General features: G+C 60.7%; 20 protein-coding genes and 4 pseudogenes. 8 read left to right on the top strand and 16 right to left on the bottom strand.

The features are described from left to right. The first annotated feature begins 1 nt into the window (after nucleotide 1). The 4 genes from YU3_RS0119880 (at nucleotide 2) to YU3_RS0119855 (ending at nucleotide 6,201) form a co-directional block, all read left to right on the top strand. The gene (locus YU3_RS0119880) at nucleotides 2-772 is read left to right on the top strand and encodes an alpha/beta hydrolase (protein WP_027167898.1); all 771 of its coding nucleotides are present in this window, start codon (nucleotides 2-4) and stop codon (nucleotides 770-772) included. Between the two features lie 147 nt (nucleotides 773-919). Further along, a complete protein-coding gene (locus YU3_RS0119875; protein ID WP_027167897.1) occupies nucleotides 920-1,780 on the top strand; it encodes an alpha/beta hydrolase in 861 nt (286 codons plus the stop codon). A 1,652-nt stretch (nucleotides 1,781-3,432) separates the two neighbouring features. Further along, complete coding sequence (locus YU3_RS0119860) at nucleotides 3,433-4,266, top strand: alpha/beta hydrolase (RefSeq protein WP_027167895.1); 834 nt, start codon at nucleotides 3,433-3,435, stop codon at nucleotides 4,264-4,266. A gap of 231 nt (nucleotides 4,267-4,497) precedes the next feature. Beyond that, nucleotides 4,498-6,201, top strand: a complete 1,704-nt coding sequence (locus YU3_RS0119855; RefSeq protein ID WP_198021684.1) for a cobalamin-dependent protein — start codon at nucleotides 4,498-4,500, stop codon at nucleotides 6,199-6,201. 156 nt (nucleotides 6,202-6,357) lie between these two features. Here the strand turns inward: YU3_RS0119855 and YU3_RS0119850 are convergent, their stop codons facing one another. The 11 genes from YU3_RS0119850 to YU3_RS0119800 all read right to left on the bottom strand — a co-directional run bounded on the left by YU3_RS0119850 (nucleotide 6,358) and on the right by YU3_RS0119800 (nucleotide 18,038). Further along, nucleotides 6,358-6,642 carry a muconolactone Delta-isomerase family protein gene (locus YU3_RS0119850; RefSeq protein WP_027167893.1) on the bottom strand — a complete coding sequence of 95 codons (285 nt, stop codon included), beginning with the start codon at nucleotides 6,640-6,642 and terminating at the stop codon, nucleotides 6,358-6,360. 13 nt (nucleotides 6,643-6,655) lie between these two features. Beyond that, nucleotides 6,656-8,269, bottom strand: coding sequence for a GMC family oxidoreductase N-terminal domain-containing protein (locus YU3_RS0119845; protein ID WP_027167892.1), 1,614 nt, complete (start codon nucleotides 8,267-8,269; stop codon nucleotides 6,656-6,658). Nucleotides 8,270-8,307: 38 nt separating this feature from the next. After that, on the bottom strand, nucleotides 8,308-9,084 hold the full coding sequence (locus YU3_RS0119840; RefSeq protein WP_027167891.1) for an enoyl-CoA hydratase-related protein: 777 nt from the start codon (nucleotides 9,082-9,084) through the stop codon (nucleotides 8,308-8,310). Between the two features lie 3 nt (nucleotides 9,085-9,087). Next, a complete protein-coding gene (locus YU3_RS0119835; RefSeq protein WP_027167890.1) occupies nucleotides 9,088-10,047 on the bottom strand; it encodes a dihydrodipicolinate synthase family protein in 960 nt (319 codons plus the stop codon). A gap of 60 nt (nucleotides 10,048-10,107) precedes the next feature. Next, on the bottom strand, nucleotides 10,108-11,055 hold the full coding sequence (locus YU3_RS0119830) for a substrate-binding domain-containing protein (protein WP_027167889.1): 948 nt from the start codon (nucleotides 11,053-11,055) through the stop codon (nucleotides 10,108-10,110). Between the two features lie 85 nt (nucleotides 11,056-11,140). Beyond that, on the bottom strand, nucleotides 11,141-12,127 hold the full coding sequence (locus YU3_RS0119825) for an ABC transporter permease (protein ID WP_245273556.1): 987 nt from the start codon (nucleotides 12,125-12,127) through the stop codon (nucleotides 11,141-11,143). Nucleotide 12,128: 1 nt separating this feature from the next. Continuing rightward, nucleotides 12,129-12,974 carry a Cof-type HAD-IIB family hydrolase gene (locus YU3_RS0119820; RefSeq protein ID WP_027167887.1) on the bottom strand — a complete coding sequence of 282 codons (846 nt, stop codon included), beginning with the start codon at nucleotides 12,972-12,974 and terminating at the stop codon, nucleotides 12,129-12,131. After that, nucleotides 12,971-14,476 (bottom strand): aldehyde dehydrogenase family protein, encoded by a 1,506-nt coding sequence (locus tag YU3_RS0119815; RefSeq protein WP_245273555.1) that lies wholly within the window; start codon nucleotides 14,474-14,476, stop codon nucleotides 12,971-12,973. The genes YU3_RS0119820 and YU3_RS0119815 overlap by 4 nt, the downstream gene beginning before the upstream one ends. Further along, nucleotides 14,460-15,932: a sugar ABC transporter ATP-binding protein gene (locus YU3_RS0119810; protein ID WP_245273565.1), complete on the bottom strand. Its 1,473-nt coding sequence runs from the start codon at nucleotides 15,930-15,932 to the stop codon at nucleotides 14,460-14,462. The genes YU3_RS0119815 and YU3_RS0119810 overlap by 17 nt, the downstream gene beginning before the upstream one ends. Before the next feature lie 64 nt (nucleotides 15,933-15,996). Further along, complete coding sequence (locus YU3_RS0119805; protein WP_245273554.1) at nucleotides 15,997-16,824, bottom strand: 3-ketoacyl-ACP reductase; 828 nt, start codon at nucleotides 16,822-16,824, stop codon at nucleotides 15,997-15,999. After that, nucleotides 16,821-18,038 carry a CaiB/BaiF CoA-transferase family protein gene (locus YU3_RS0119800; protein ID WP_027167883.1) on the bottom strand — a complete coding sequence of 406 codons (1,218 nt, stop codon included), beginning with the start codon at nucleotides 18,036-18,038 and terminating at the stop codon, nucleotides 16,821-16,823. Before YU3_RS0119800 ends, YU3_RS0119805 begins: the two co-directional genes overlap by 4 nt. 176 nt (nucleotides 18,039-18,214) lie before the next feature. Between YU3_RS0119800 and YU3_RS0119795 the strand changes: the two genes are divergently transcribed. The 4 genes and pseudogenes from YU3_RS0119795 to YU3_RS0119775 all read left to right on the top strand — a co-directional run bounded on the left by YU3_RS0119795 (nucleotide 18,215) and on the right by YU3_RS0119775 (nucleotide 21,307). Next, entirely contained in the window at nucleotides 18,215-19,237 is a 1,023-nt protein-coding gene (locus YU3_RS0119795; protein WP_027167882.1) for a LacI family DNA-binding transcriptional regulator, read from the top strand. 672 nt (nucleotides 19,238-19,909) lie between these two features. Continuing rightward, nucleotides 19,910-20,218, top strand: a complete 309-nt coding sequence (locus YU3_RS36870; protein ID WP_027167880.1) for a hypothetical protein — start codon at nucleotides 19,910-19,912, stop codon at nucleotides 20,216-20,218. Nucleotides 20,219-20,344: 126 nt separating this feature from the next. After that, nucleotides 20,345-20,560, top strand: a pseudogene (locus YU3_RS36865) (IS5/IS1182 family transposase); the annotation flags it as partial. A gap of 204 nt (nucleotides 20,561-20,764) precedes the next feature. Beyond that, nucleotides 20,765-21,307 carry a dihydrofolate reductase family protein gene (locus YU3_RS0119775; protein ID WP_027167879.1) on the top strand — a complete coding sequence of 181 codons (543 nt, stop codon included), beginning with the start codon at nucleotides 20,765-20,767 and terminating at the stop codon, nucleotides 21,305-21,307. On the opposite strand, the pseudogene YU3_RS39425 reads toward YU3_RS0119775, so the two are convergent. The 5 genes and pseudogenes from YU3_RS39425 to YU3_RS39415 all read right to left on the bottom strand — a co-directional run. After that, nucleotides 21,292-21,641, bottom strand: a pseudogene (locus tag YU3_RS39425) (hypothetical protein); the annotation flags it as partial. The gene YU3_RS0119775 and the pseudogene YU3_RS39425 sit on opposite strands and share 16 nt — an antisense overlap. 363 nt (nucleotides 21,642-22,004) lie before the next feature. After that, nucleotides 22,005-22,442 carry a TA system VapC family ribonuclease toxin gene (locus YU3_RS0119760; protein ID WP_027167876.1) on the bottom strand — a complete coding sequence of 146 codons (438 nt, stop codon included), beginning with the start codon at nucleotides 22,440-22,442 and terminating at the stop codon, nucleotides 22,005-22,007. Further along, complete coding sequence (locus YU3_RS0119755) at nucleotides 22,439-22,666, bottom strand: hypothetical protein (RefSeq protein ID WP_027167875.1); 228 nt, start codon at nucleotides 22,664-22,666, stop codon at nucleotides 22,439-22,441. The genes YU3_RS0119760 and YU3_RS0119755 overlap by 4 nt, the downstream gene beginning before the upstream one ends. A 261-nt stretch (nucleotides 22,667-22,927) precedes the next feature. Further along, nucleotides 22,928-23,262: pseudogene (locus tag YU3_RS39420) on the bottom strand (IS256 family transposase); the annotation flags it as partial. Nucleotides 23,263-23,488: 226 nt separating this feature from the next. Next, nucleotides 23,489-23,863: pseudogene (locus tag YU3_RS39415) on the bottom strand (leucine zipper domain-containing protein); the annotation flags it as partial. Between the last annotated feature and the right edge of the window lie 183 nt (nucleotides 23,864-24,046).

Below are 24,046 nucleotides of genomic sequence, written 5' to 3'. Positions count from 1 at the left end.
AATGCGAAATCTTCTATTCACCGTCGCCACTGTCCTCATGGCCGGAGCAGCAGTTGCTACCCCCGCCCAATCAGCTCAGCTGCCCAAGGGGGCGGCCCACAATATCGTGCTCGTCCACGGCGCTTTCGTCGACCAGACGAGCTGGAAGCCGGTTGCCGATATCCTCACGAAGAAGGGCTACAACGTAACGCTCGTCGAAAACCCCCTTACCTCCCTGGCGGCGGACGTCGATGCCACCAAACAGGCGCTCGCGAAACAGAACGGCAAGACCGTTCTCGTTGGCCACTCCTGGGGCGGTGTGGTCATCACGCAGGCAGGTGACGATCCAAACGTCTCGGCGCTCGTCTTCGTCTCCGCATTCGCGCCCGACGTGGGAGAATCTCTGGCGAGCTTAGCCAAGAGCGGTCCGGCAACCGAAGGCGCCGCGGCGATTCATCCCGACGAAAAGGGCAACCTCTACATCGATCCCAAAGTGTTTCCTTCAGCCGTCGCGGCTGACCTTTCTGCTGAGATCGCCGAATCCTTGGCAAACCATCAGCTCCCGTTGAACCACACGGCGTTCGAAGCTCCCGTCGATAAGGCGGCCTGGCACGACAAGCCGACGTTCTATGTGATCAGCACGAAGGACAAGGTCATCGCACCCGAGGTCCAGAAGCTGTTCGCCGAAAGGATGAAGGCCCAGACGAAGGATGTCGCCGGCAGCCATGCCTCCCTGGTGGTCCACGCGAAGGAAGTCGCCGCGGTTATTGAAAAGGCCGCGCTCGTGAAGTGACGATACCGCTCCCGGCACTTCGTGCCGGGAGCACCGCGCGTGCTGGGCGAACTACGGCATGCCTTGGGCCGCGAACGGCTCAGACCTGGCTGAAACCGCACCAGTTGCACCCACTCGATTTCTAATGCCAAGCATCCGGAGGATGACATGACTGAGTTCGACACCCCGAGCCAGGACGCCGCAACGCTAGAAACGGCGCCCACCCGTTACATCGAAGGCAGCGGAATCCGCTTCGCCTATCGCCGCCTCGGCCCATCGATCGGAACGCCGCTGATTCTCCTCCAGCATTTCTCGGGCAACATCGACGCCTGGGACCCCGCCGTCGTGAATGCCCTGGCCGCCGATCGACCGGTGATCGCTTTCGATAACGCCGGGGTCGGCCGCTCGACAGGCCAAACGCCCGACAATATCGCAGCGATGGCCCGAGACGCGGTCGCTTTTATCAAACTGCTCGGCCTCTCCGAAGTCGACCTTCTTGGCTTTTCCCTCGGCGGCTGCGTCGCCCAGCAGATCGCTGCCGAGCACGGACGCCTGGTGCGCAAGCTCATCCTCGTCGGCACGGCTCCGAGAGGCGGTGAGGAGCATCTGTTGGCGGTTCTGCAGGACGCGTTTTCCCAAACCGACGCGCCGGACCCCCGCCTGCCGCTGTTCTTCACGAAGTCGTCTGCCAGCCAGTCGGCCGGCCTGGCGTTCCTGAAGCGGGCGAAGGTGCGTAAGGAAGACCGGGACACCGATAATGGCGGCGCGGTGACGGATCCGCAGGCCAAGGCGCTTATTACCTGGTGCGCCACACCTGATCCCGAGCACGTCCTTCTGCGCGCCATCCACCAGCCGGTCCTTGTGGTCAGCGGCAGCCACGACGCGATGCTGCCGGCGGACAACGCCTACGCAATGTTCAAGGCTCTAGGCAACGCCCAGTTGGTCCTCTACCCCGATTCCGGCCACGGCTCGCTGTTTCAGTACCCCGAATTGTTCGTCAGCCACGTCCGGACCTTCTTGGAAGTTTAGTCGCACCTGAGCGGGGACGGCGGAGCAGCTTGGTGCGGTATCGCTTCGAGAGATGGTGATCGCCCTGCGAGCAAGCGCGTTGCGTCTGGCGGTACCAAGAAGAGGACTAGTCGCCAGAGGGGAACGTGGCTTGGTGACAAGCCGGGAAAAAAGAACACGCAGCAATAGCGTTCCCCTTGAGGCAGTCGAACCAGCAACACTCAACAAGAACATCACAGTTGCGCGACGCCTCAGGCCGGACGCCTATGGTTGAACAGGGCGGCCTCAGCACATCGCCACAACAGGCGGGAGGCAGGAGTGAGCGGCCCCGGCGAAGGCGAATTACGGATATTCCAAGCGCTTCTAGCGCTCAATTGAAAAACCCGGATAGTGTCGAAACGTGCACATAGGCCAATTCATTGCCTGAAGGCTCGATTGCATAGATCATCGTGCCGCACACGGCACAAAACACCTTTTCTACCATGTTGTCGGCGATCTCTCCGGAATAGCGCTGATACGGGCCCTCCAGGTGCAATGTGTCCGACCACGCAAATACGGATTCTTCGGCAGGATCGGTTCGCGATCGACACTCAAAGCAGCCGCACCTGCCGACGGATCGACCATGAAAACTGCACGACAATTTGGTGCTGCCACACTCACATCTGCCTACAAAGGTATTCATGTGCGTCATCCTAGAGCAGTGGAAATGGGAGACCGCGATCGTGCTGACGTGCGCCTGCGCCAACCCCAATCCAACTTACTGAGCCGCTTCAGATCAGGTCGCCCGGGTTCTGTGGTAGTGACGCAACGCTTTCGCTCGGTTACCGCAGACCGCCATGGAGCACCATCGCCTCCTCTTTGTGGCAGACGGGTCCAGGAACAGCCAACTACATGTTTCACATTGCCTCACGTGGCACATGGCGGGGTCGGTTACGAGTGCCGATGTGGCTAGATCAAGTCTGAATTTAACCAGCGACAGCTGCGCGTCCGAAAAATCGACCTGCCACTTTGAATGATGAGCAGGACCCGGCACCAGCCGAGCGTGGCTTATGGCTGCACGAGCGCTGCTTTCAATCTGCAAGAGATCAAGTTCGGCGGGCGGCTTTTGCTCTATCGCGGCCGTTACGAAGTTGTAGACGCTCTCGCGTTGAATCCTCATCTCCTGCAGGCAATGCAATCCAGTGCGAGGTGACGCATCCGCAAGCCGTGCCAGCGCCGTATATTCGGTTGCGTCGATCACACTCGCTGCCGCTGCCCACGTCAAAACATCGGAGAAGGCTTCCAGTCTTTCGACGTCGCGCGCTTTCGTGTCACCGCCTCCAGTGTTCAAGAAGTCGAGGACGGGATGTCCGCCGATAAAAGATCTAGGGGACCATTGGTGCATAGGCTTGACCAAACAGCGTTGCCTTTTGGAACGCGCGAAACCAGAGGACAGGCTCCAGGCAATCCAGGCCATTCACCTGATAGGCGACGTTGGTGCTTCGGCGCCAGCCTGCGCCCAATTCGTTTAGGGAAGAACGATGAACAGGCCAGGGCATGAAGCCGTCGCCTACTACGCAGCGTTGCTCTTCGGCGATGGAATTTTTTTGCATCCTTGAACGACTATTTTTGATTTGCGTAGATGGTGTCCCCCAACCATACCTAACCTGAACTTGATATGAAAGAGGTTAGGCATGACAAACGAACACGACACTAGCGTCCAGCCATCCCAGACATTCGATTATCACGGGCAAAAGGTCCGCTGGGGCGCCGTCGGAGAGGGGCCGCCTCTTGTCCTGGTTCATGGGACACCGTTCAGTTCGGCCGTCTGGCGCAAGATCATCCCCTATTCCTGCGATCATCGACGCGTCTACTTTTACGACCTGCTGGGCTACGGCCAGTCTGAAATGCGCGATGGTCAGGATGTTTCGCTCGGTGTTCAGAACAAGGTCCTGGAAGCTTTGCTGGAGCATTGGGAACTCGATAGTCCCGATGTGGTGGGTCACGATTTCGGTGGCGCGACTGTTTTGCGCGCTCATTTGCTCGGCGAGCGAAACTATCGTTCCATGACTTTAATCGACCCCGTGGCGATAGCGCCGTGGGGAACCGCCTTGATCCGCCATGCGCGCCAGCACGAAGCCGTTTTTGCTGGCCTTCCCGCCTATGTTCATGAAGCTATCGTGCCGGCTTACATCGCGGGCTCCGCTCATCAAACCCTCCCGGCCGAGACAATGGCGCTCTACGCGACGCCCTGGTTCGGCGAGCAGGGCCAGGCTGCGTTTTATCGGCAGGTCGCCCAGATGGACGAGCGTTACACCGATGAAGTCGAGCCCAGTTATGCCAAAATCCGCTGCCCTGTCCTTATTCTCTGGGGAGAGCAGGACAGGTGGATTTCGGTCGAGCATGGGCGGACATTAGCCAAGAAAATTCCGGGCTCGACGCTAAAGATCATTCCAGGTGCCGGACACATCGTGCAGGAGGATGCCCCCGAGGCGGTCGTGGCTGCGCTGCTGAAGTTTCTTCCATAGTTTCGTGGGCGGAAGCGACGGCTGGACAAATCGCGCTCTCCGACCTTCGACACTCTCATCCCTTGCTAAAACGCGGCGGACCGATGGTCATGCCGCGACGGAATCGGTCTCTGCGGGCGATCTGGGCTGCCGACCGAAGCCAAAGTCAAGGGCAGGACAAATGGACACATCCCTAACATGCTAGCCCGAGAGACGATCTTTCCGGAAGCAGAACTCCCAGCAGGAACCGAGTTGCTGCGTGAAGGAGGCGCGCTGGCCAAAATCTGGACGATTGGCCCATCGCCATTCTTGTCGGCGATGAGTGTCGGTAGTGAAATGGAATATAAACGGGTGAGGATGGCCGAAGGGGCGGTCATGCAACATGCTCAAATCGGCTATCGCGACCATGATAAAAGCCGTCGCGCCTATCGCTCGATTTGGGAGGCATGTGAGGCCAAGGGCGTGCGGGTGGATCGGTACGTCCTTTGCCTTGACTGGTCGATGGCACTCCCGCGTGCTGTTCGGGCCAGCGCAACTCGTGGAACCGGCATGATCTTGCCGGACGTCGAGGACTTCATCGCGTTGACCGAAGGTGCGCCGGCCGCGCCGCACTTTGGCGACTTCGTGCTGGGTTTCCCTGCGGCGCTTGAGAATACCCAGGCAGCGCTTGCCGCAGGCAGCACCGCAATCGGCAATCTTGGCCAATATTTCACTTTCCGCATCCCCGGTTGGAACGATGACATTGAGGCCACAGCTGCAACGGTGAAGGCAATCGGGCTGATCGCCAAACAACCCGCGCCGGTGATCGTGCACTCCAATCTCGACGACGGGTTTGCCGCACAATTTACCGATCTTGCCAGCTGCTTTGGGATGATCCTGCTTGAGCGTTCAATCGTGACCGGATTGGCGAACGTAGCGATGGGCCATTGCTTTGGACATCATTTCTCCGATCCGGTGACACGCTTCGCCTTCCAAAGGGCGATAGCGATGATCGACGCTACGCCTGGAACCGTCATCTATGGCAACACGATCAGCTACCGAGGCGTGCCCGCACAGAATTTTGCGAGCCTTGGAAGCTATCTTCTTGTCGATGCGTTGGGCCAGCGGCTGTTCCCGACCGGGCACGCGATCAATCCCGTTCCCGTCACCGAGAACGAGCGTATCCCGGAAATAGACGAGGTGGTGGAAGCGCAGCTGTTTGCGGGAAGGTTGGCAGAGCACGCAAGGCTGTATGAGCCGCTGATCGATTTTACCGAGATCGACCGGATCGCTTCGGTTCTCGTCAGCGCAGGCGAGCGCTTTGCGTCAAACGTGCGAGAAGGCCTTGCCGCTGTCGGCGTCGACGTCGGAGACATCTTTGAAATGCTGCTCGCGCTTCGGCGCCTTGGGGCGCGCAGACTGGAGCGGGAATTCGGCGTCGGACTGCAAGACAGCCGCAGCCAGGCGCGTGTGCCCTTGGTGCCAGCAACAATCCTGACAGAAATCCATGAGATGGCGGAGGCCGCACTCGAATTTGCGACAACCGATCAACGTGTCGCGCTGCGAAACTGCCGGCATAATGTCATCGTTGCGACAAGCGACGTTCACGAACACGGCAAGATGCTGATCGAGGAAATTCTAAAGCAGTTGAATGTCGAAAGCATCGATGGCGGAGTCTCCACCGATGCCGCGGCCCTCGCGGCAATGGCAACCGAGATCCGGCCAACGGCGATCGCGATAAGCACGTATAACGGAGTCGCCCTCGACTACTATCTGGAGCTGCGCCGGGATCTGACGTCTCGAGGCCTGGATATCCCGATCCTGATTGGTGGCCGGCTCAATCAAATTCCAGAAGGATCCAACACCAGCCTTCCAGTGGATGTTGGCGATGAACTGGCAGAGGCGGGAGCCATAGTCTGCCGCGAGGCCTCGCACCTGCTGTCCTCGCTTCTTGCGCTGCCGACGTCACGCTCGTAGGATGATCCGATCAAGCGGCTTTGTGTTGAGCCTGTCGCCGGGATGGGCAGCCGCAACGACTCCGCTCGCCTGAGTGCATACTCATGTTCCCGTCCGATACCGACATCACCCGCGGAAAAGACCGCATTGGGGCCGGAAGCGGAATGTCGGCTGCCATCACGGAATACTGAAACCCGCATAAGGCTTCAGCGGAATGATTTCGAAATCGAGCATCCCCGCCTTCGCCAGCGGAAGCGTCGCCAGCTTCTCGTGAACTTCGCTCTCATCTTTTGCCTCGACAATCTGGCACGCACCGGGGATGTCGCCGCGATGCCAGATCTGCCTTGTGAAGCCGATGCTGTAGAGATGGCGGGACTGGGCGCCCTCGCTGGGTGCCAGTTGTTCGAAGTCGTCGTCGCCGAATTGGTCAGTCCGGCGGCGAGACAGGACGAGGAATTGCATGGAGAGCCCCTGGTCAGGCGACCGCCGCCATTGCGGGATGCATCCGGCCAGATCGGATGCCCTTTATGAGATCCGCGCCCTTTTCCCCGATCATCATCGTCGGCCCGTTCGTGTTCCCGCTGATGAGGACCGGCATGATCGAGGAATCGATCACCCGCAATCCCTCTATCCCGCGCACGCGCAATTCCGGATCGACGACCGACATCTCGTCGACGCCCATCTTGCATGTGCCTACAGGGTGGTAATCGCAGCAGGCATACTGCCTGACATAGGACATGATCTCCTCGTCGGTCCTCGCGGCCGGCCCAGGCAACCGCTCGACCTTGATGAACCTGGCGATCTCACTCTGCGCCAGCACTTCGCGAATGATGCGGACCGTTTTCAGCGCCATGGTACGATCGTATGGATCCGAAAGATAATTCGGATCGACCAGCGGCTCGTCCGCGAAGTTGGAAGAGCGAAGTTTGACCGAGCCTATGCTGCGCGGCCGCAGGAATGTCGAGTTGATGGTGAAGCCATGTCCATCAAGCCGCGTCTGACCGCCGCGCACCACCATTGCCGGCGCGATGTGGATCTGCAGGTCGGGCCGTGTCGCACCCTCGGTTTGGAAGAAACCACCGCCTTCAACGATAACCGAAGCGGCAGGGCCGTTGCGATACAGCAACCAACGGATGCCATGCAGCAAAGCCTTGGGATAGCGGTCCTGACCGTCATAGCTGATCGGGTCCTTCAGGGTCAGATGGACGTTAGTGCATAGATGATCCTGCAGATTTCGGCCGACGCCCGGAAGATCGCCCACGGGATCAATCCCAAGCGCTTTCAACTCGTCGGCAGGCCCGATGCCGGACAGCAGCAACAGGCGTGGCGAGTTGATCGCACCCGCCGAGACGATCACTTCCCGGTCGGCCCGTAGAACCTGCCGCGATCGCCCCTCCGCCAGTTCAACGCCAACCGCGCGGCCGTTCTCGACCACCACCCGGGTGACGCGGGCATGAGTCCTCACCGTGAGGTTGGTGCGATTGCTGACCGGATGCAGATAGGAGACGGCTGACGAACGGCGGCGACCATCTCGGCACGTGACCTGATAAAAACCGGCGCCATACATAGTGTCGCCATTGAAATCCGGATTATAGGGCAGGCCATACTGTTGCACCGCGCGCACGAAGGCTCGCGTCAGCGGGTGCGGGCCCACCTGATCGGAAACGCATAGCGGTCCGCCCTGGCCGTGGTAGCGGTTGACCAGGCGGTCATTGTCCTCCGACTTTCGGAAATAGGGCAGGATGTCCTCGTAAGCCCACCCTTCGTTGCCGAGCGCCGCCCAATTGTCGTAGTCCTCCTTCTGACAGCGGATATAGATCATGGCGTTGATCGAGCTCGACCCACCGAGAGTCTTCCCCTGCGGATACCAGATGGAGCGGTTGTCGAGATTCGTCTGAGGGACGGTATGAAAGCGCCAGTTGACGCCGGGGCCGAACAACTTGCCGATGCCGCCGGGAATATGGATCATCGGATTCCAATCGCGACTGCCAGCCTCCACCAGCAGCACCTTGACTTCGGGATCTTCCGACAAGCGATTGGCCAGCACGCAGCCCGCCGAACCGGCGCCGATGATGATATAGTCCCACATAGATCTCTCCACCCTAGTTCGCGCCAGATCGCGAGGGCCTACCTGCCCTTGAACACAGGCGACCGTTTTTCGGCGAAGGCTCGCAGGCCCTCGACGCGGTCCTCCTTCGCGAATGCCTCAACCGTCAGCCGATGCTCGATCTCCAGCCCGGATTTCAGATCGGTGTCGAACGCGGCCAACACCGCCCTCTTGGCATAAGGCGTGATGGCGACCGACTTGGCAGCAATCGAGGCCGCGAGTTCCAGGGCCCTCGGCAGCAACCTGTCAGGCGCGACTGCTTCGCTGGCCAGTCCTTTGCGTTCTGCCAGCGCCGCGTCGACCATCTCCCCGGTCAGCACCATCTGCATGGCGAACGATTTACCGACCAGCCGTGGCAGGCGCTGCGTGCCACCATCACCCGGAAACGAGCCTATCTTGATTTCTGGCGTGGCAAATCTCGCATTCTCAGAGGCGAGAATGATGTCGCAGATCAGCGCGAGTTCGAGCCCGCCTCCCAGCGCATAACCGTTGACGGCGGCGATGATCGGCTTGGAAAAGTCCTCGATCGCCCGCCAGCAAGCCAGCCGCTCCGGATCGCTGTAGGAGGCAACACCGCGCTCCAGCATGTCGGAGATGTCCGCCCCCGCCGCAAAGGCACGTCCCGCTCCGGTCAGAACCACGCAGCCAACACTGGCATCAGCCTCGCAGATGGCGAGCAGGTCGCGCAACTCGCCGAGCAACGCCTTTGACAGCGCGTTGAGCTTTTCGGGCCGATTGAGCGTCAGCAGGCGAATGCCGGGAGACGGCTCCTCGGTCCGCACAAGAGCTTCGGTCATCGATCAGGCGACCTTTCTGTAGCCCGCGCCGAGACCAGCCTCGGCCAGCAACCCGCGGATCTTTTCGATTTCAGCAGCACCAGGCTTCATCAGTGGCGGCCTGACATGGGCTTCATCCAATCGGCCGAGGATCACAAGCGCCTCCTTCATGCGATTGTGCATATCGAGAAGCGGCGCATCATAGAAAGCCCTGACTGTCGGATAAATGCGATCGTTGATTGCCCTGGCAGTCTTCAGGTCATTCGCCTGCACGGCGCGGAACAGCGCGACCTGCAGATCGGCGATGACGCTTCCGGCCCCCGACAGAAGCCCGTCACAACCGAGAGCCAGGGACCCAAGCAGCCAGGCGCTGTGGGTGGTCAGCGTATTCACCGGCCGATCGAGCGCCTTCAGTTCCCGGATCTGACGTTCATGCAGGTTGCCGTCACCGCATTGGTCCTTGATCGCGACGATGGACGGGAAGCGGCGGCACAATTCCAGCAACGTTGCCAACGGGTAGGCGAGATTGGAGGCGAGCGGATATTGGAACATTATGATCGGCAAACGCGACGAGCCCGTGATGCGCCGCAGATGCTCGTAGATCATCTCGGGCCTCAGGTGCCCGCCAAGCGTCATGAAGTCGGGCGGGAACACCAGAAGCGCGTCGGCGCCCTCACGCTCTGCATAGGCAGCGATGCGGGCGGCCTCCAGGCTCGAATTGGTGTAGACGCCGACGATTGTCGGGACCCTGTCTTGCAGGACATCCTTGGTCACGACGATCGCGCGGAACTGTTCCTCGATTGTGAGCGCGTGTACTTCGGCAGCATGTCCGTTGATGGTGATGCCCGAGATGCCCTCCACGGAACCGACATCGCCAAGATGCTGGCGATAGGCGGCCTCGTCGACAGCCAGGTCAGCGCTGAACGGCATCAGGCAGGCTGGAATGACGCCTTGGGCAACAAATAGCTTTTTCTCGCTCGTCATTGGATTCCCTTCAAAATCTGCGGGACGCCGCAGGTTGCGGCGTCCCAGTTGATCGTGGCTTCAGAAGCCCTTTCCGATCATCTGCGCGATATTGTCAGCAGTGACGGAAACTGTGGGCAGCGTGATGGTCGGTGGAACCTGCTCGCCCTTGGCGACCTTATAGGCGGTCTCGATTCCCTCCGGCGCCACGAACGGGTAGACGAAGGTCGCCGCGAGCTTGCCCTGCTTGACGGCTTCGAACGCGGTTTCCTGGCCGTCGATGCCGACAACCGCCACTTCTTTAAGCCGCCCGGCAGTCTCGAGGACCTGGATGGCGCCGAGCGCCATTTCGTCATTGTGCGCGTACACTGCCTGAATCTGGCCCGGGCCGAAGCGCTGAACCATATCCTCCATGAACTTGACCGCCTTGTCGCGTGTGTAGTCGCAGTTCTGCGAGGCGACGACCTTCATGTCCGGATATTTCGCGATCGCTTCGGCGAAGCCTTTGTTGCGGTCTATGGTGGCGGAAGCGCCCGCAGTGCCCTGCAACTCGATAATGGCGCCCTTGCCATTCAGTTTCTTGGCGAGGAACTCGCCGGCACCGATGCCGAGCGGCAGATTCTCTCCGCCGACATGCACCGTCACGGGCGTATTGACCTTGCGATCGAGCGTGACGACCTTGATACCGGCATCCATGGCCTCCTTGACCACGGGCGTCAATGCCTGCTCGGTCAGCGGCGAGATCATCAGCACCTTGATGCCTTGCGCGATCAGGTTTTCGACATCGGCCACCTGCTTGGATGCGTCGTTGTTGCCGTCGGTGACGATGAGGTCGACGTCCGGATAATGCTCGGCAGCATATTTCTTGTTGCCCTCCACCATGGCCACGCGCCACGGGTGATTCATGGTGCCCTGGCTAAAGCCGATCTTGATCTTCTCCTCGGCGAAGGCGGCGCCGGTCAGCATGCCGCCTGCCACCAGCGTGGCGGCCAGCGCGGTCGTGCGTAGGAAATGTCTGCGAGTGGTCATTTTCAAAACTCCTCCTTTGGACTTCAGTTTAGCTTTCCAGCCGCCCCAACCGGCCTGCTGCGGCAGGACCGGACACGCCTGGATGTCAGGACCGCACGCGATGGCGGTAGACCTCGAACATCACCGCAGCGATGATGATGGCGCCCTTGACGATCTGTTGAGTGAAGGGCGAAATGCCGAGCAGGTTCAGAATGTTAGCCATTACAGCAATGATCGCGGCGCCAATGACCGTGCCGATCACGCCGCCCTCGCCGCCGAACAGGCTAGTCCCGCCGATGACGACGATCGAGATTGCCTCAAGCTCGAGGTTGGTTCCCGCGGTCGGCTCGCCGACTGTTAGCCTCGACACGAAAACCAGGGCGGTCAGCGCCGATAGCAGGCCAGAAATCACATAGACCGACATCAGGGTTCGGGGCACGCTTATCCCTGCCAGCCGCGCGGCCTCGGTGTTCGAACCGACGGCATAGACCCGGCGCCCGAACGGCGTGTGACGAAGGACGACGAAGGCTACGGCGGCGATGGCGGCAAAAAGCCAAATCGGAACCGGGATGCCGAGCAGAAATCCGCTGCCCAGATAAGCGAAGGCATCCGCAGCATCGCCAAGCGCCTTCGGTTCGCCATTGGCGATCGTCATGGCTATGCCGCGGCCCATCACCAACGTACCCAAGGTCATGATGAAGGGCGGCATGCCGAAAAAAACGACGCCCGCACCATTCACCGCGCCAAACAAGGCACCGATGGCAAGCGCGGCGATCATGGCCAGTGGTATCGAGACGCCGTTTGAAATCATCAGCGCCGTCGACACCGCTACGACCCCGACAATCGAGCCGACCGAAAGATCGATGCCGCGTGTCAGGATAACGAAGGTCATGCCGACGCTGACGATGCCGAACAGAGCGACCTGACGACCGACGTTCAGCACATTGCCCATGTGAACGAAGCTCGGCGAAAGGTATATCGCGAAGGCACACAGCACGATCAGAACCCAGAGCAGCCCGAGGCTCTGCGCCCAACCGCGTAGGCGTCCCATGGACCCCGGCTGAAGCACGGCCGATGCTTGTCTTGTCGTCATCTCAACCATCCCTTCCTCCCATTCGTTGCGCGGCAGTGGATATCGGCTCCCGGCTCCGCATCAGCCAGGCTATGGCGTCGGCCAGGCCGCCTTCGTCGCAGGACGGTCCAACGAAGTGCGCAAGCTGCATGACCGGCGGCACAGCATTTGCGACGGTCATCGCGGTTCCCGCCCAGGCCAACATTTCGACGTCGTTTTCCGCATCGCCGGCGGCCGCGCATTCATCAGGCGCAAAGCCAAGCCGCGCTGTGACGAGGCCTATTGCAGTCTTCTTCGATACCCCCGGCGGCCCGATCTCGAGCAGGCGCGGATGCGATCCCGACACGGACAGCTGTTCACCAAGCGTTTCGCGGAGCAATGCGAAGGCTTCCCGGTCGGAGGCCCGGCCGGCAACACACATGATCTTGCCGGGTTCGCCCGGTAGCGCTTCAAACGTTTCAGCTACGAATAAGGGGTCCCTCGTCACTGCGGCTTCGCGTGCGACGAGCGGGTCGTCGGTCAGTGCAAAAACAGCATCACCGGTGAACCACATTGGCCGGACGCCTGCCGCTTGCGCCGTTGCCATGGCATGCAGGGCGTCGGCGCGCGGTATCCGCTGCTGCGAGATCGTGGACCCGGTTGCAACATTGCCGATCCAGCCGCCGTTGAACGCGATGACGAGATCGGCGATACCCAGCCGGTCCGCAAATGGCTTCACACCGAGCGGAGAACGTGCGGTCGCCAGAACGACGACAGTTCCTTTGTCCTTAGCCGCGCGTATGGCATCGGCGACCCGCTGCGGCAGCACATAGTCGTGGGTGAGCAAGGTCCGGTCGACGTCGGATACGATGAGGCGGGGGGTGGTCATTGACCGCCTCGGATCGGGAACACCGGCGTACGAGATCCGGTCTGGATTAGAAGCGTCTTGAGCTGCGTGAACTCCTCGAAACCGGCCTGTCCCATTTCGTAACCGAAACCGGAGCCCTTGACGCCGGTGAGCGGAAGCTGCGGCGCACCATCGATAATTGTGTTGGCCTGGACCCAGCCGCTCCTCAGGCGTTTGGCCACGGTGAGGACGGTGTCGATGTTCTTCGACCAGATGTAGTTCGACAGGCCATAGGCGGTATCATTGGCCAGTCGCACCGCGTCGTCTGTTGTGTCGAACCGAGTGATGCTGAGTACAGGGCCGAAGATCTCTTCGCGGAAGATAGCCATGCGCGGCTCGACACGATCGAAGATGGTTGCCTCGTGGAAGTGTCCGGCCATTCCTCCCGCAACGTTGCCGCCTAGAACAAGCTCCGCGCCGTCCTCGATCCCACCCCTGACGAATCCCGCCACCTTTTCCAGATGATTGCTGTCGATCAGCGCCCCAATGTCGGTGTCTTCGTCGAACGGATCACCGACCTTCATCGCGCGCGCCCGTACGACCACTTTGGCGATGAACTGATCGGCGATGGACGATTGAACGAACAGCCGCGAGCCTGACACGCAGCATTCGCCGTTGTTGAAGAAAACACCCATCAGCGCGCCATCAATGGCGGCATCGAGGTCGGCATCGGCAAAGACGATGTTGGCCGACTTGCCGCCAAGCTCGACTGAGGACTTGGCCAGGTGGCGCGATGTGTTGGCGACGACGCGGCTGCCGGTGCGGGTCGATCCGGTGAAGGAAACAAAGTCGATGCCGGGATGCGCTGTCAGGTGATCGCCGACCGTCGCGCCATAGCCGCTGACAACATTGAAGGCGCCGGCGGGCAGCCCTGCCTCGCTCGCCAGCGCCGCGATCTCGAAGGCCGAACCGGATGTGAATTCGGACGGCTTCAGCACGACCGAGCAGCCGGCGGCAAGCGCGAACGGCACCTTCTGGGACAGAATGAGGGCCGGGAAGTTCCATGGCGTAATGAGCGCCACAACGCCCACCGGATCGCGCGTGACCAGCGCCGTCTTGCCCTCACCGATGTTGGTATAGGACAGACCCGCCATCTGCATGGCAAGGGAGGCGGCGTAACGCGTCAGGCCGACCGCGCCGTCAATGTCGCCACGGGCAAACCGTATCGGCTTGCCGACTTCTTCCACCTCTATCCTTACCAGCCGCTCACGGTTGGCGTGGATGAGATCGGCAAGGCGGTTGAGTACCTCGGCTCGCTCCATGCCGCTCATGCGAGGCCAGGGACCCTCCTCGAACGCGGTCCGTGCCGACTCGACCGCGAGATCGACGTCCGCGGGCGAGCCATTGGCATAAGTGGCGACCTGCTCGCCACTTGCTGGCGCTCTGCGTTCAATTGATCCCGTGCCCGAACCGGCCACGAACCGCCCGCCAATGAACTGCTGGTAGCTGCGCATGCCCATCTCGCTCCTACTGCCAGACCGCATGGGCCATGATGGTCTCCTCGGTCGCGCCTTCCCCATCCAGGACCGCCGAGATGGTGCCTTCCCGCATCACGACGATGCGGTTGCAAAGGCCTAGAATTTCCGGAAGCTCGGACGAGACCATCACTACGGCCGCACCACGTTTGGAGGTCAACTCGACAAGCAGGTCGTAAATCTCGCGCTTGGCGGCCACGTCGACACCGCGCGTCGGCTCATCCACCAGAAGGATCTTGGTTCCCGCGTGCAACTGCCGGGCTATGCCGCACTTCTGCTGGTTGCCGCCCGAGAGTGTGCGCACCTTGGCATCGGCGCTTGGCGTCTTGATGCGCATCTGCTGAATGAAGCGGGAAACCTGCTCCTGTTCGCGCCTGCGGCTGATCAGGCCGCCTTGGACGATCGCTGCCAGTTCGGAAACGGTGACGTTGAAGGCAACCGACTGTTCTAGGAAAAGACCCTCGGTCTTGCGGTCTTCCGGCAGTAAGCCGATCCCGTGGGCGAGCGCCGCACGCGGCCCATCGACCGCGACCGCCTTGCCGTCGACCCTGATCTCGCCGCTGTCGATCGCATCGGCGCCGGCGATTGCGCGCAGCACCTCCGTCCGACCGGCCCCGGCGAGACCGCAGATGCCGACGATCTCACCTTGCCTGACATCGAAAGAAATATCCTTCAAAACGCCAGCTCGCGAAATGTTGCGCACTTCCAGGCGCACCTCCCGGCCCGGTTTCGGACGGGGCGGGAACACGTCCTTGAGCTCCCGCCCGACCATGTGGCGAATGAGGTCGGCGGTTGTCGTCTGCGCCAGCGGCATGGACGCGACAACCTGGCCATCGCGCAGCACTGTGACGTCGTCGCAGATCTCGTAGAGCTCCTTGAGACGATGCGTAATGTAGATGAAGGACACGCCCTGTTCGGCGCTGAGCCGCCGGATCGTCATGAACATGTGTTCCAACTCGGCGTCGCCCAGCACGGCGGACGGCTCGTCGAGCACCACGATGCGCGCTTCGCGTGCGATCGCCTTGGCGATCTCCACCATTTGGCGCTGGGCTACGCTTATCGCATCGATCCGGGCGGCCGGATCAACCCGGAAACCCAATCTGTCCAACACCTCGCGAGCCGCGGCTTTGGCCTTGCGCCAGTCGACGGTGCCGAGCCCGGTCTTCGGCAATCGGCCAAGAAAAATATTCTCGGCAACCGTCAGGTGGGGCGCCTGGGCCAGTTCTTGGTAAATGACTGCAATGCCAAGCTCGAGCATCCGCTCCGGCGTCGGCGTTGGCACGACAGCGCCGTCGACCACCACCTCGCCTTCATTGGCAAGGAAGGCACCGGAAAGGACGCGCATCAACGTCGACTTGCCAGCGCCGTTTTCGCCGATCACGCCATGGACGCTGCCTCTGCGCACCGCAAAGCTGACGTCATTCAGCGCGTACACACCGGGAAAGCGCTTGTGGATGCCGCGCATCTCGAGAACTGGATCTTTCATCTTGAGCCTCAAGAAATCGTTTTCACGCCTTGCTCAAAAAAGCTCATAAGCGGTGGATCTGCATGCCGCCGCCGATGTGGTAGATGTCTCCCGTGCTGAATGGCAGGCCGCCTGCAGCCAAGGTCGCCACCGCGCGAGCAATGTCTTCCGGCTGGCCCCACCGTCGAATCGCCGACAGCTGGCCCGCCTCGACCTGAGACGAGTACTTCTCGTAGACGTCGGCGGTCATTTCGGTCTGGATCAAGCCGGGGCGAATCTCGTGCACCCGGATGCCGGCGTCCGCCAGTCGGATCGCAAACTGTTGCGAGGCCATCGAGAGCCCGGCCTTCGATATGCAGTACGGACCCTTTTCCGGTGAGACGAGGCCGGCATTGGCGGAGGTGATCGTCACGACCGATCGCTCCGACGCGATTTGCGGCCTTGAAAGCATCGCGCGGGCGACTGCCTGGGTGAGGAAAAATGTGCCGCGCAGGTTGACGCCAATCAGCCGGTCGAAGCTTTCCTCGGTGACATCCAGAAGGTCGCCGCGCACGCTCACCTGCACGCCGGCATTGTTGACCAGACAGGTGATCTCGCCCAGGTCGCGTTCGAGGCCTTCGACAAAGGCCGCGTTGCCCGATGTCTCGGAGATGTCCCTGCGGTAGAAAGCGCTATTGCGCCCGAGCGCGCGCACGAGATCGACCGTCTCGCCGGCGTTCTCGTCGTCGACGATATCGACGATTGCTATGTCGAAGCCCACCCGTGCAAGGTCGCAACAGATGGCGCGGCCAATGCCGCGTCGACCGCCTGTGACAACCGCAAGACCGCGGTCGCCGGAAGGCTGCCGTTCAGTCATGCCCCTGACCGCTGGAGCAGCCTGGTTCAGCATCATGACGCCTTCCTTTCCACGGCAGTGCCGATACCGCTCGCGGCGACCACTGCCTTCGAGGCCAACAGGCTCTGGACCTCGCCTTCGGCATAACCGAGCTCATGCAGGATCTCGCGGGTATGTTCGCCAATCTCGAGCGCCATGCATCGCAGTGCCGGCACCTCGCCGTCATAGCGGTTGGGATGATTGACCAGATAAATGGTGCGGCCGCGCACGGTGACCTGGCGGAACACCTGCGCGTGGCCCAGCTGCGGATCAGCCAGCAGGTCATCATAGTGGTTGATCGGCGCCCACCAGATGCCATGGCGATCAAAACGGTCAGCGAGTTCCGCCACAGAAAAGATCGCCGTGGCCTGGGCCAGTCGGCGAGCGTACTCATCCCTATCCGCATATCGGTCAACGTCTACGACTTCGCGCAGACCGTCGCTATCAAGCGACTCGGCCAGAACCGAGGAGTCGCAGAGCGAGATCACGACATGGCCGTCCGTGGCGGGATAGACACCATAAGGCGCAGCGTGAAACCAGGTGGCAAGGTTCTTCTCGCGCTTCAGGACTTCGCGGCTCATCCCGCCCGCGAAGTAGTTGACAAGGGGCTCCCCCTGCAAATCGATCGCCGAGTTGATCAGGCTGGCTTCGACGCGCGTGCCTTTGCCGCTGCGAAGCCGGCGCACAAGCGCGCCCAGGATGCCCATCGCCAGCAGCGCGCCGCCATGCTGGTCGACGACCGCCGCTCCGACCGGCGTCGGACCCCGATCGGGGGTGCCGGTGACGCTCATGAGGCCTGACCGCGCCTGAGCGAGAAGGTCCTGACCCGGCTTCAGCGCCATCGGTCCGGTGGCGCCGAACCCGCTGGCAGAGGCGAAGATCAGTGTGGGATTGATCGCGCGAAGCGCTTCGTCGTCGAAGCCCAGCTTGGCGAACACGCCCGGCCGGAAATTCTCCATGACCACGTCGGCCTCGGCGATCAGCCGGCGCGCTACTTCCTTGCCCTCGCGACTTTTCAGATCAACGCCGATGGACCGCTTGTTTCGGTTGGCGCACAGGTAGAAGCCACTGACGCCCTCCACATATACGTCGGCGCCCGACCACCGCCGCTCATGAGCACCATCTATCGGCTCGACCTTGATGACATCAGCACCCATGTCAGCCAGATACTGGGCGCCTGCTGGACCCTGCAGGAAATGGCAAAAGCTGACGACCTTGATCCCGCTGAGCATGTCTCTTCCCTTTACGTGGCGCTATGATTGCGCTCTTGTGAAATCGTTTTCACAACTTTTTCTTACCGCTGTCAACCCAGATTTCTGGACTTTTCGCTGCAAAAGATATCTGGCGACTTGAAAGAAATTGTGCGATCTAGAAAACGGTTTCTCAAAATTGGCAATGGCCATACTCAATGGATATCGAAGACGGCGGCGCCAAACTGATTGACGTGGCCCGGCTTGCCAACTGCTCGCCGGCCACTGTTTCACGCGTCCTGAATGGCAATCCAAACGTCAATGAGGCCGTCAGGGATCGTGTGGTGCGAGCCGCCCGGGAACTTGGCTATGTACCCAATGGCTCCGCAAGAGCGCTGCGATCCACGCGAACAAGACTGGTCGGTGCCATCATTCCGACTTTGGACCACGCGATCTATGCCACCATGGTTGACGGGCTTCAGGCCCGGCTTTCTGAAAAGGACGTTTCCCTGATCATCAATACTTCTGGCTACGACATCGATCTTGAGTATGAGCAGGCTCGTCTGCTGGTCGAGCGCGGCGTCGAGTCGGTGGTCCTCGTCGGATCAACGCACCTGCCCACCACTCTAGCGATGCTTGAACAGAAGCGTATCGAGTATGTCTATACCTATACATCGAAATCAATGGAATCGGGCGCGGCGGTAGGTTTCGACAACGAGAAGGCGGGGCGCACGGCGGCTCGCTACCTGCTCGATCTCGGCCACTCCCAATTCGGGATGATCGCGGGCATCACACGGGACAATGATCGTGCGGCCGGCCGGCGTGACGGCTTCCTGAATGAGCTCGAACGATCAGGCATCGACCATACGAGGGTTCCGGTTGTCGAAGGAGCCTACAGGCTGGATGACGGCCGGAGATGCATGCGGCGACTGATGGAAGAAGACCGAAGGCCCACCGCGGTGTTTTGCGGCAGCGATATTCTGGCAGCCGGTGCCATCAAACACTGCCACGCAGCCGGGATCGCCGTCCCCCGGGAGGTCTCGATCGTTGGCTTCGACAATCTCGAAATTGCTGAGCTCACCTCACCTGAATTGACCACGCTGGAAGTGCCAGCACGCGACATGGGCCGAATTGCTGCCGACTACATCCTGGCATCCCCATCGCAACGGCTGCATTTGCGGCAACGGGAGCTGGCGATCAGGTTGATCGTCAGAGAAAGCACGGCTCCAGTGAGGCGTTAGGCACTTCGACATCCTGGGACCACGGGAAGAGCCGTCCATTGCCGAATTTGGTCTAAGTGTCCGCTTCCAGGTGACGAACAGCGTCACTTTAATGGCTGCGATCGGGCGCCAAGCTGCCGTCCGCCAGAAATGTAGGATCTGTGTCCAGTCAAAACCCGCCTATTCGTACGTCGTTGCCGCCGATCACCGCACTCATCACTCGGAAATCTTTCAGAGTAAGAGCATCTGCACTACGTTTGCTGGTGTTAACAAGCAGGAGAATTTAGCTCCCGGATGAGGATGAACGTTTGCCCTTACGCTGCACCGCTTCCGGGAAACGATCAGATGTACGAATAACCAACAACCAGCTCTAGATAGGCCCACTTTGCGGCGAATTCGCGTTAACCCGCTGAAATCTAAGAATTTTGGTGGGCCCGGAGGGTCTCGTGGGAACGCATCTTCTTCAGATCTTTGCGTTTCCCTCGAGGCAGCCAGGCGAAATGGAGAAGCTGTCACCCTTCGAGATGGAAGGAATGGCAAACCTGGCTAATTTCGAAAAATACGGCGGATACCAGGCGGTCCAGTTCGAAACGCCCCGGAACGCTTGCCTTCGCGCTCATCTATTCGCCGCTCGGCCAACTCGCCTGGAATGCGGAACTGTGGTTCGGCTTTGAGGGTGCAGGTGCAGTTCGTGTGGATCGCGGACACTATCTGACCAACAATTCCATCTACTGGTTCACCGGCACCAGCGGGTCGGCCGCGAACCTCTACTACGAGGACGCGCAGACTGGGGCAGGATATCGGGAGATGAACAACCCGACGCCAACTGGCGTGGCCGTGTTCCCTGAGGATTTCCGATCCGTTCGCAGTTTCGCCGAGCGCTCCAACAACATCGTTCATTGGACCGGGATGCCCCGTGGCGGCCACTTCGCAGCCTCTGAGACGTCCGACCTTCTTGTGGACGATATCCGCAAGTTCTTCGGCAATCTGACTGCAGTCTAGCAACCACATGAAAGTGCTGGCGGCTTTCCGTCAAGAATTGCGTCAAACAAAGAGATAACGCCTTTCGCCGTTCATGAAACGGTGAAACGCGTTAAGCTTGGGAAGCGTAGCGCAATACTGACGGGCAAGTCCGCCTACCTCGACTTCGTCATAGAGAGTCAAGTGCATCGAGGCCGAACCGGCTTCAAAGTCCTGCCACGACGACTGGTCGTCGAACGAATCTTCGCTTGGATGACGCGCCGGCGCCGCCTCGTACGCTACTGTGAAGCCTGCATCGACGTCTTAGAAGCGATGATACACGTCGCCATAGGCCGCCTCATGCTCCAGCGCATCGCTCATTGAGCGTTTCCAATCGCACTCCCAGAGGCTAAGAAAGGATCTGGCGCGGCGCATTCCATATTGGCTGTGCGAAATTGATGATGATGTTCATCGCGTCTGTCGGCGGCGTGGGAGTTTCCCTATTGCCTCGGCGCGCGAGCGGTTCCCCTGAACCCATCTGCTTGGCGCTGGCGGGACCACGGCGGAGGTAATCGGACGGAGACCATTTTGCGAAAAGTCGTCTTGATCATGACCATGTCAATCGACGGATATGTGGTAGCGCCGGAAGGAATGTCGACGGGCGGTTTTCCTGAACCGGTAGAGCTCAAGCGCTGGAAACTCGATCGCATTCGTCGCGCCGGCACACACATCATGGGCCGCGTGAGCTACGAGGAAATGGGGCCATACTGGCAAAAATCCGAAGATGCCTATGCCGCGCCGATGAACGACATCCCCAAGGTCGTGTTTTCGAAAACGTTGAAGGAGGCTACCTGGCCAGATTCCTCTATCGCGAACGGTGATCTACGCGAGGAAATCTCTAAATTGAAAAAGCAACCCGGCGGCGAAATCATTGCATGGGGCGGCGCGGGCTTCGCTCAGGCGTTGTCGAAGGCAGGGCTGATTGATGAGTACGTCATCCTGACTCGACCGATCGCCTATGGCGGTGGCAAGCCTCTGTTCAGCGGTTTGGCGGACGCGCTCAAGCTAAACGTTCTCGTAACAGCCGCTTACGACAACGGCACCATGCTTCGCATCTACGCCCCCCGCTGAACTGTCACGAATTCTAGCGATGACATAGCGACATGGTCGTCGGTTTTCAGTGAGCAGCTCGATGGTGCGGCATCGAACTCGACATTGTCAGCTTTGACGACATACAGCGGCGACAGATAACCCGACCATTTTTCACCGGCGATGGCGCGGTTGAGCTCGTCGACCAATTGCCATCCCTGCAGGTTGAGGGACTCGGCGACCGTTACCTTTTAGAACTGACCGGCGCGGATGCGTTGATAGGTCGATTCCGAGCCGTCACCGGCGGCGACAGTCGGTTCCGGCGTTGCCGGCTGCGGCAAAAGACGGGCCCCATGAAGTCGAAGTTGGGGTCGTTGGATACCTTGACCCTCGATTGCTTGGGGCCCGAATGCGGCGCCGCCTGAACCTGTGCCTAAGCAACAGCGCCGATTCCGACCCTGTCGCACTGCCTATCGGGCCAAACCGCGCCGGCGAGCTCTGCAGCAAGATATCCACCGCCAGAGGCAGACCAGTTTCTTCCAGCTTTGGAAAATTGGCCGGAATGACCGAGTCAAGCACAAGGCTTCCACGACGAGCAGCGAGTACCGGGCCGTCAGCAAAGTGCCCCCTTTTCGTGCTTGCCAACAAGTTGGACGTGCGCGTGGAGTTCACCTGCGGACAGGCCAGGACGGCCAGCGAGTTCGAATCCGAGCACACCCTACGCGCTTCGGCCCGGGGGCTAGCTTGTGGGAATCAGGTGTAACGCAGACTTCCCGCCCTTCACGGCCGCCGCCGACAGCCTGCGGTCAAAGCTCGCAAGTTGGCCGCCATGCGCCTTGGCGAGTGCAAGAAGATAGGTGTCGGAGACCTGTGCCGAGGTCAGGATTTTCGCCGCATCGATATCGCCAGAGCCCACGAGGCTCAGATCGTCCGGCCAGAAGCTGTGCCCCTGCAGGGCGCGCAACTTAGTAACGATTTGCGCAACGACAGCCGGCGAGCCGGGTGAATTAGGATACTTTTGGTTGCCGACAATGCGGAGAACGCCGTTTTCGGTGATGGGACAGGTAGCCCATGCGGCGTTACCAGTCACTTCGAACCAGCCATGCGCGTCGTCATGGGCGATATGGCCAGGATCGATCAGTGCGATCAGCACATTGACATCGAGCAGGAAGGTCACGGTAGCTCGTCGCGCAAAGCATTGACGGTCTCAAGCGTGACCGGAGGTGCATCCGGCCGGGGCGACAGCAGAGGGATCCCATTGCGCTCGCCGCCGGCCTGAGGACGGCGCAGCGAGCGCCGGGCGAGATCGGTAATGACCTCGCCGACGCTACGATCCTGCTGCCTGGCCATGGCCCTGGCCGCCAAAAGGACATCGTCATCGATCGCCAGTGTTGTTCTCACATCGCCCTAGCCGCGCATCAGTCATCACGCATCATATAGAGCAGAGAGGACGGATACTCAAGGGCTTCATAGTCCCTGGACGGGAAGCCGCTTGCCGTTTCAGACGGTAGTTGTGCCTTTCGATGAAACCACCAGCCACACGACGTGCCGCTCAAGAGCCCCGTGAAGCACGAGACCTCATAAGAGCGCGAGCGCACAGTGCGCCATCGGCGACGACGAGCGCGGGGCCTCGTCGAGCCCGCGCCACAACCCGGCATCGTGCTTGCCAAGCAGCGCCGCCAGCGCCTCGGAGAAGTCGCTGATCGAAATCCCCTTCACTAAAGGATCGGCAGCGTCTCGATGGACTTCGAGCGGCGCATGCAGGGCGGCAGGATTGAGGGCGAGAATCGGATGCGGCCAGGATCGGCACCGGCGGGCTCGCGATCGTGCGCGTTGGTGGCGATCGTGCGCGTTGGTGGCCGTCCGCGGTCTTCAAATCGGCATGCTAGCCGCGAAAGTCTGCAACCTCGACCGCTTTGGCGAGAAGGGCACGTGCCCCGTGCGCGGACTTATCGTTAAAGATTCCTGGCTGAGTGGCTGACGTTATCGTTGGACACCGCATATCCCTACTTCGGTGGAGAACTGGTGGCGTCAAGCACCCCCACGATATGCGGCCTTCCGAATCCCGCCATCACCAACTTTGGGCGATAGCTCTGCCAATATAGCCGAGGAGGTTACGTGACAGTCCGCAAGTTTACGATCGATGATGCCGCCTTCGAGCCGTCGCCTGGGCATGATGGAGACGTCTTGCAGGGCAATGTAGTCGATCAGAGCCACGGAGGCCCGGATCGGTTCGGCCGGCCCGATGTCCCTGAGCCGCGACAGTCCGGCTCGCTTGAGGACCCGGCTGACGGTGGCGGGCGAGACGCCGGTCTCGCTGGCGATGTGCTTGCCGGTCAGCCGCTGGCGACGCAAGGCGACGATGCGCTCGGCAATAGCCTGTTCGGTCAGGCCCGGGATGACGATGGGCCGAGACGAGCGGTCGACCATGCCGGCCCGCCCTTCGGTCCTATAACGCTCGACCTAGCGCGCCACGATCTTGGCCGACACGCCATAGACGCGCGCCGCATGGGCTTTGGAAAAAGCGCCTTCTATCACCGACAACGCCATCTCCTCTCGACGCAGCGGCGTGAGACGGGCATTCTTGTGGATGTTCATTCGGACCCTCCGGTGGATGCTGAAGCCTGGTAACTCCAGTTTCCTCGGTCCGGTCCGAATGGACAACCTCCCGAAAGCTCACAGCTGCAACGGGAGCGTGCACGCGCCAAGCCGCGCCAGAGTCAAGGACTTTTCGCTCACGCGCTTTGCGCCGGAACATAAACGGCCGCTGCATCATTTGAT

This window comes from Mesorhizobium sp. WSM3224, assembly GCF_000427725.1.
Taxonomy (GTDB): domain Bacteria; phylum Pseudomonadota; class Alphaproteobacteria; order Rhizobiales; family Rhizobiaceae; genus Mesorhizobium.
The sequence above is the reverse complement of the archived record's forward strand: the minus strand, read 5'-3'. Positions and strand labels throughout refer to the sequence as shown.

Excerpts from the sequence above, each read along its gene's own strand:
- YU3_RS0119825 (WP_245273556.1), bottom strand. The coding sequence starts at position 12,127 with ATGACGACAAGACAAGCATCGGCCGTGCTTCAGCCGGGGTCCATGGGA.
- YU3_RS0119810 (WP_245273565.1), bottom strand. The coding sequence starts at position 15,932 with ATGCGCGGCATCCACAAGCGCTTTCCCGGTGTGTACGCGCTGAATGAC.
- YU3_RS0119880 (WP_027167898.1), top strand. The coding sequence starts at position 2 with ATGCGAAATCTTCTATTCACCGTCGCCACTGTCCTCATGGCCGGAGCA.
- YU3_RS0119830 (WP_027167889.1), bottom strand. The coding sequence starts at position 11,055 with ATGACCACTCGCAGACATTTCCTACGCACGACCGCGCTGGCCGCCACG.
- YU3_RS0119845 (WP_027167892.1), bottom strand. The coding sequence starts at position 8,269 with ATGTGGGACTATATCATCATCGGCGCCGGTTCGGCGGGCTGCGTGCTG.
- YU3_RS0119805 (WP_245273554.1), bottom strand. The coding sequence starts at position 16,824 with ATGATGCTGAACCAGGCTGCTCCAGCGGTCAGGGGCATGACTGAACGG.
- YU3_RS0119820 (WP_027167887.1), bottom strand. The coding sequence starts at position 12,974 with ATGACCACCCCCCGCCTCATCGTATCCGACGTCGACCGGACCTTGCTC.
- YU3_RS0119815 (WP_245273555.1), bottom strand. The coding sequence starts at position 14,476 with ATGCGGTCTGGCAGTAGGAGCGAGATGGGCATGCGCAGCTACCAGCAG.
- YU3_RS0119850 (WP_027167893.1), bottom strand. The coding sequence starts at position 6,642 with ATGCAATTCCTCGTCCTGTCTCGCCGCCGGACTGACCAATTCGGCGAC.
- YU3_RS0119840 (WP_027167891.1), bottom strand. The coding sequence starts at position 9,084 with ATGACCGAAGCTCTTGTGCGGACCGAGGAGCCGTCTCCCGGCATTCGC.
- YU3_RS0119835 (WP_027167890.1), bottom strand. The coding sequence starts at position 10,047 with ATGACGAGCGAGAAAAAGCTATTTGTTGCCCAAGGCGTCATTCCAGCC.
- YU3_RS0119860 (WP_027167895.1), top strand. The coding sequence starts at position 3,433 with ATGACAAACGAACACGACACTAGCGTCCAGCCATCCCAGACATTCGAT.
- YU3_RS0119795 (WP_027167882.1), top strand. The coding sequence starts at position 18,215 with ATGGATATCGAAGACGGCGGCGCCAAACTGATTGACGTGGCCCGGCTT.
- YU3_RS0119800 (WP_027167883.1), bottom strand. The coding sequence starts at position 18,038 with ATGCTCAGCGGGATCAAGGTCGTCAGCTTTTGCCATTTCCTGCAGGGT.
- YU3_RS0119875 (WP_027167897.1), top strand. The coding sequence starts at position 920 with ATGACTGAGTTCGACACCCCGAGCCAGGACGCCGCAACGCTAGAAACG.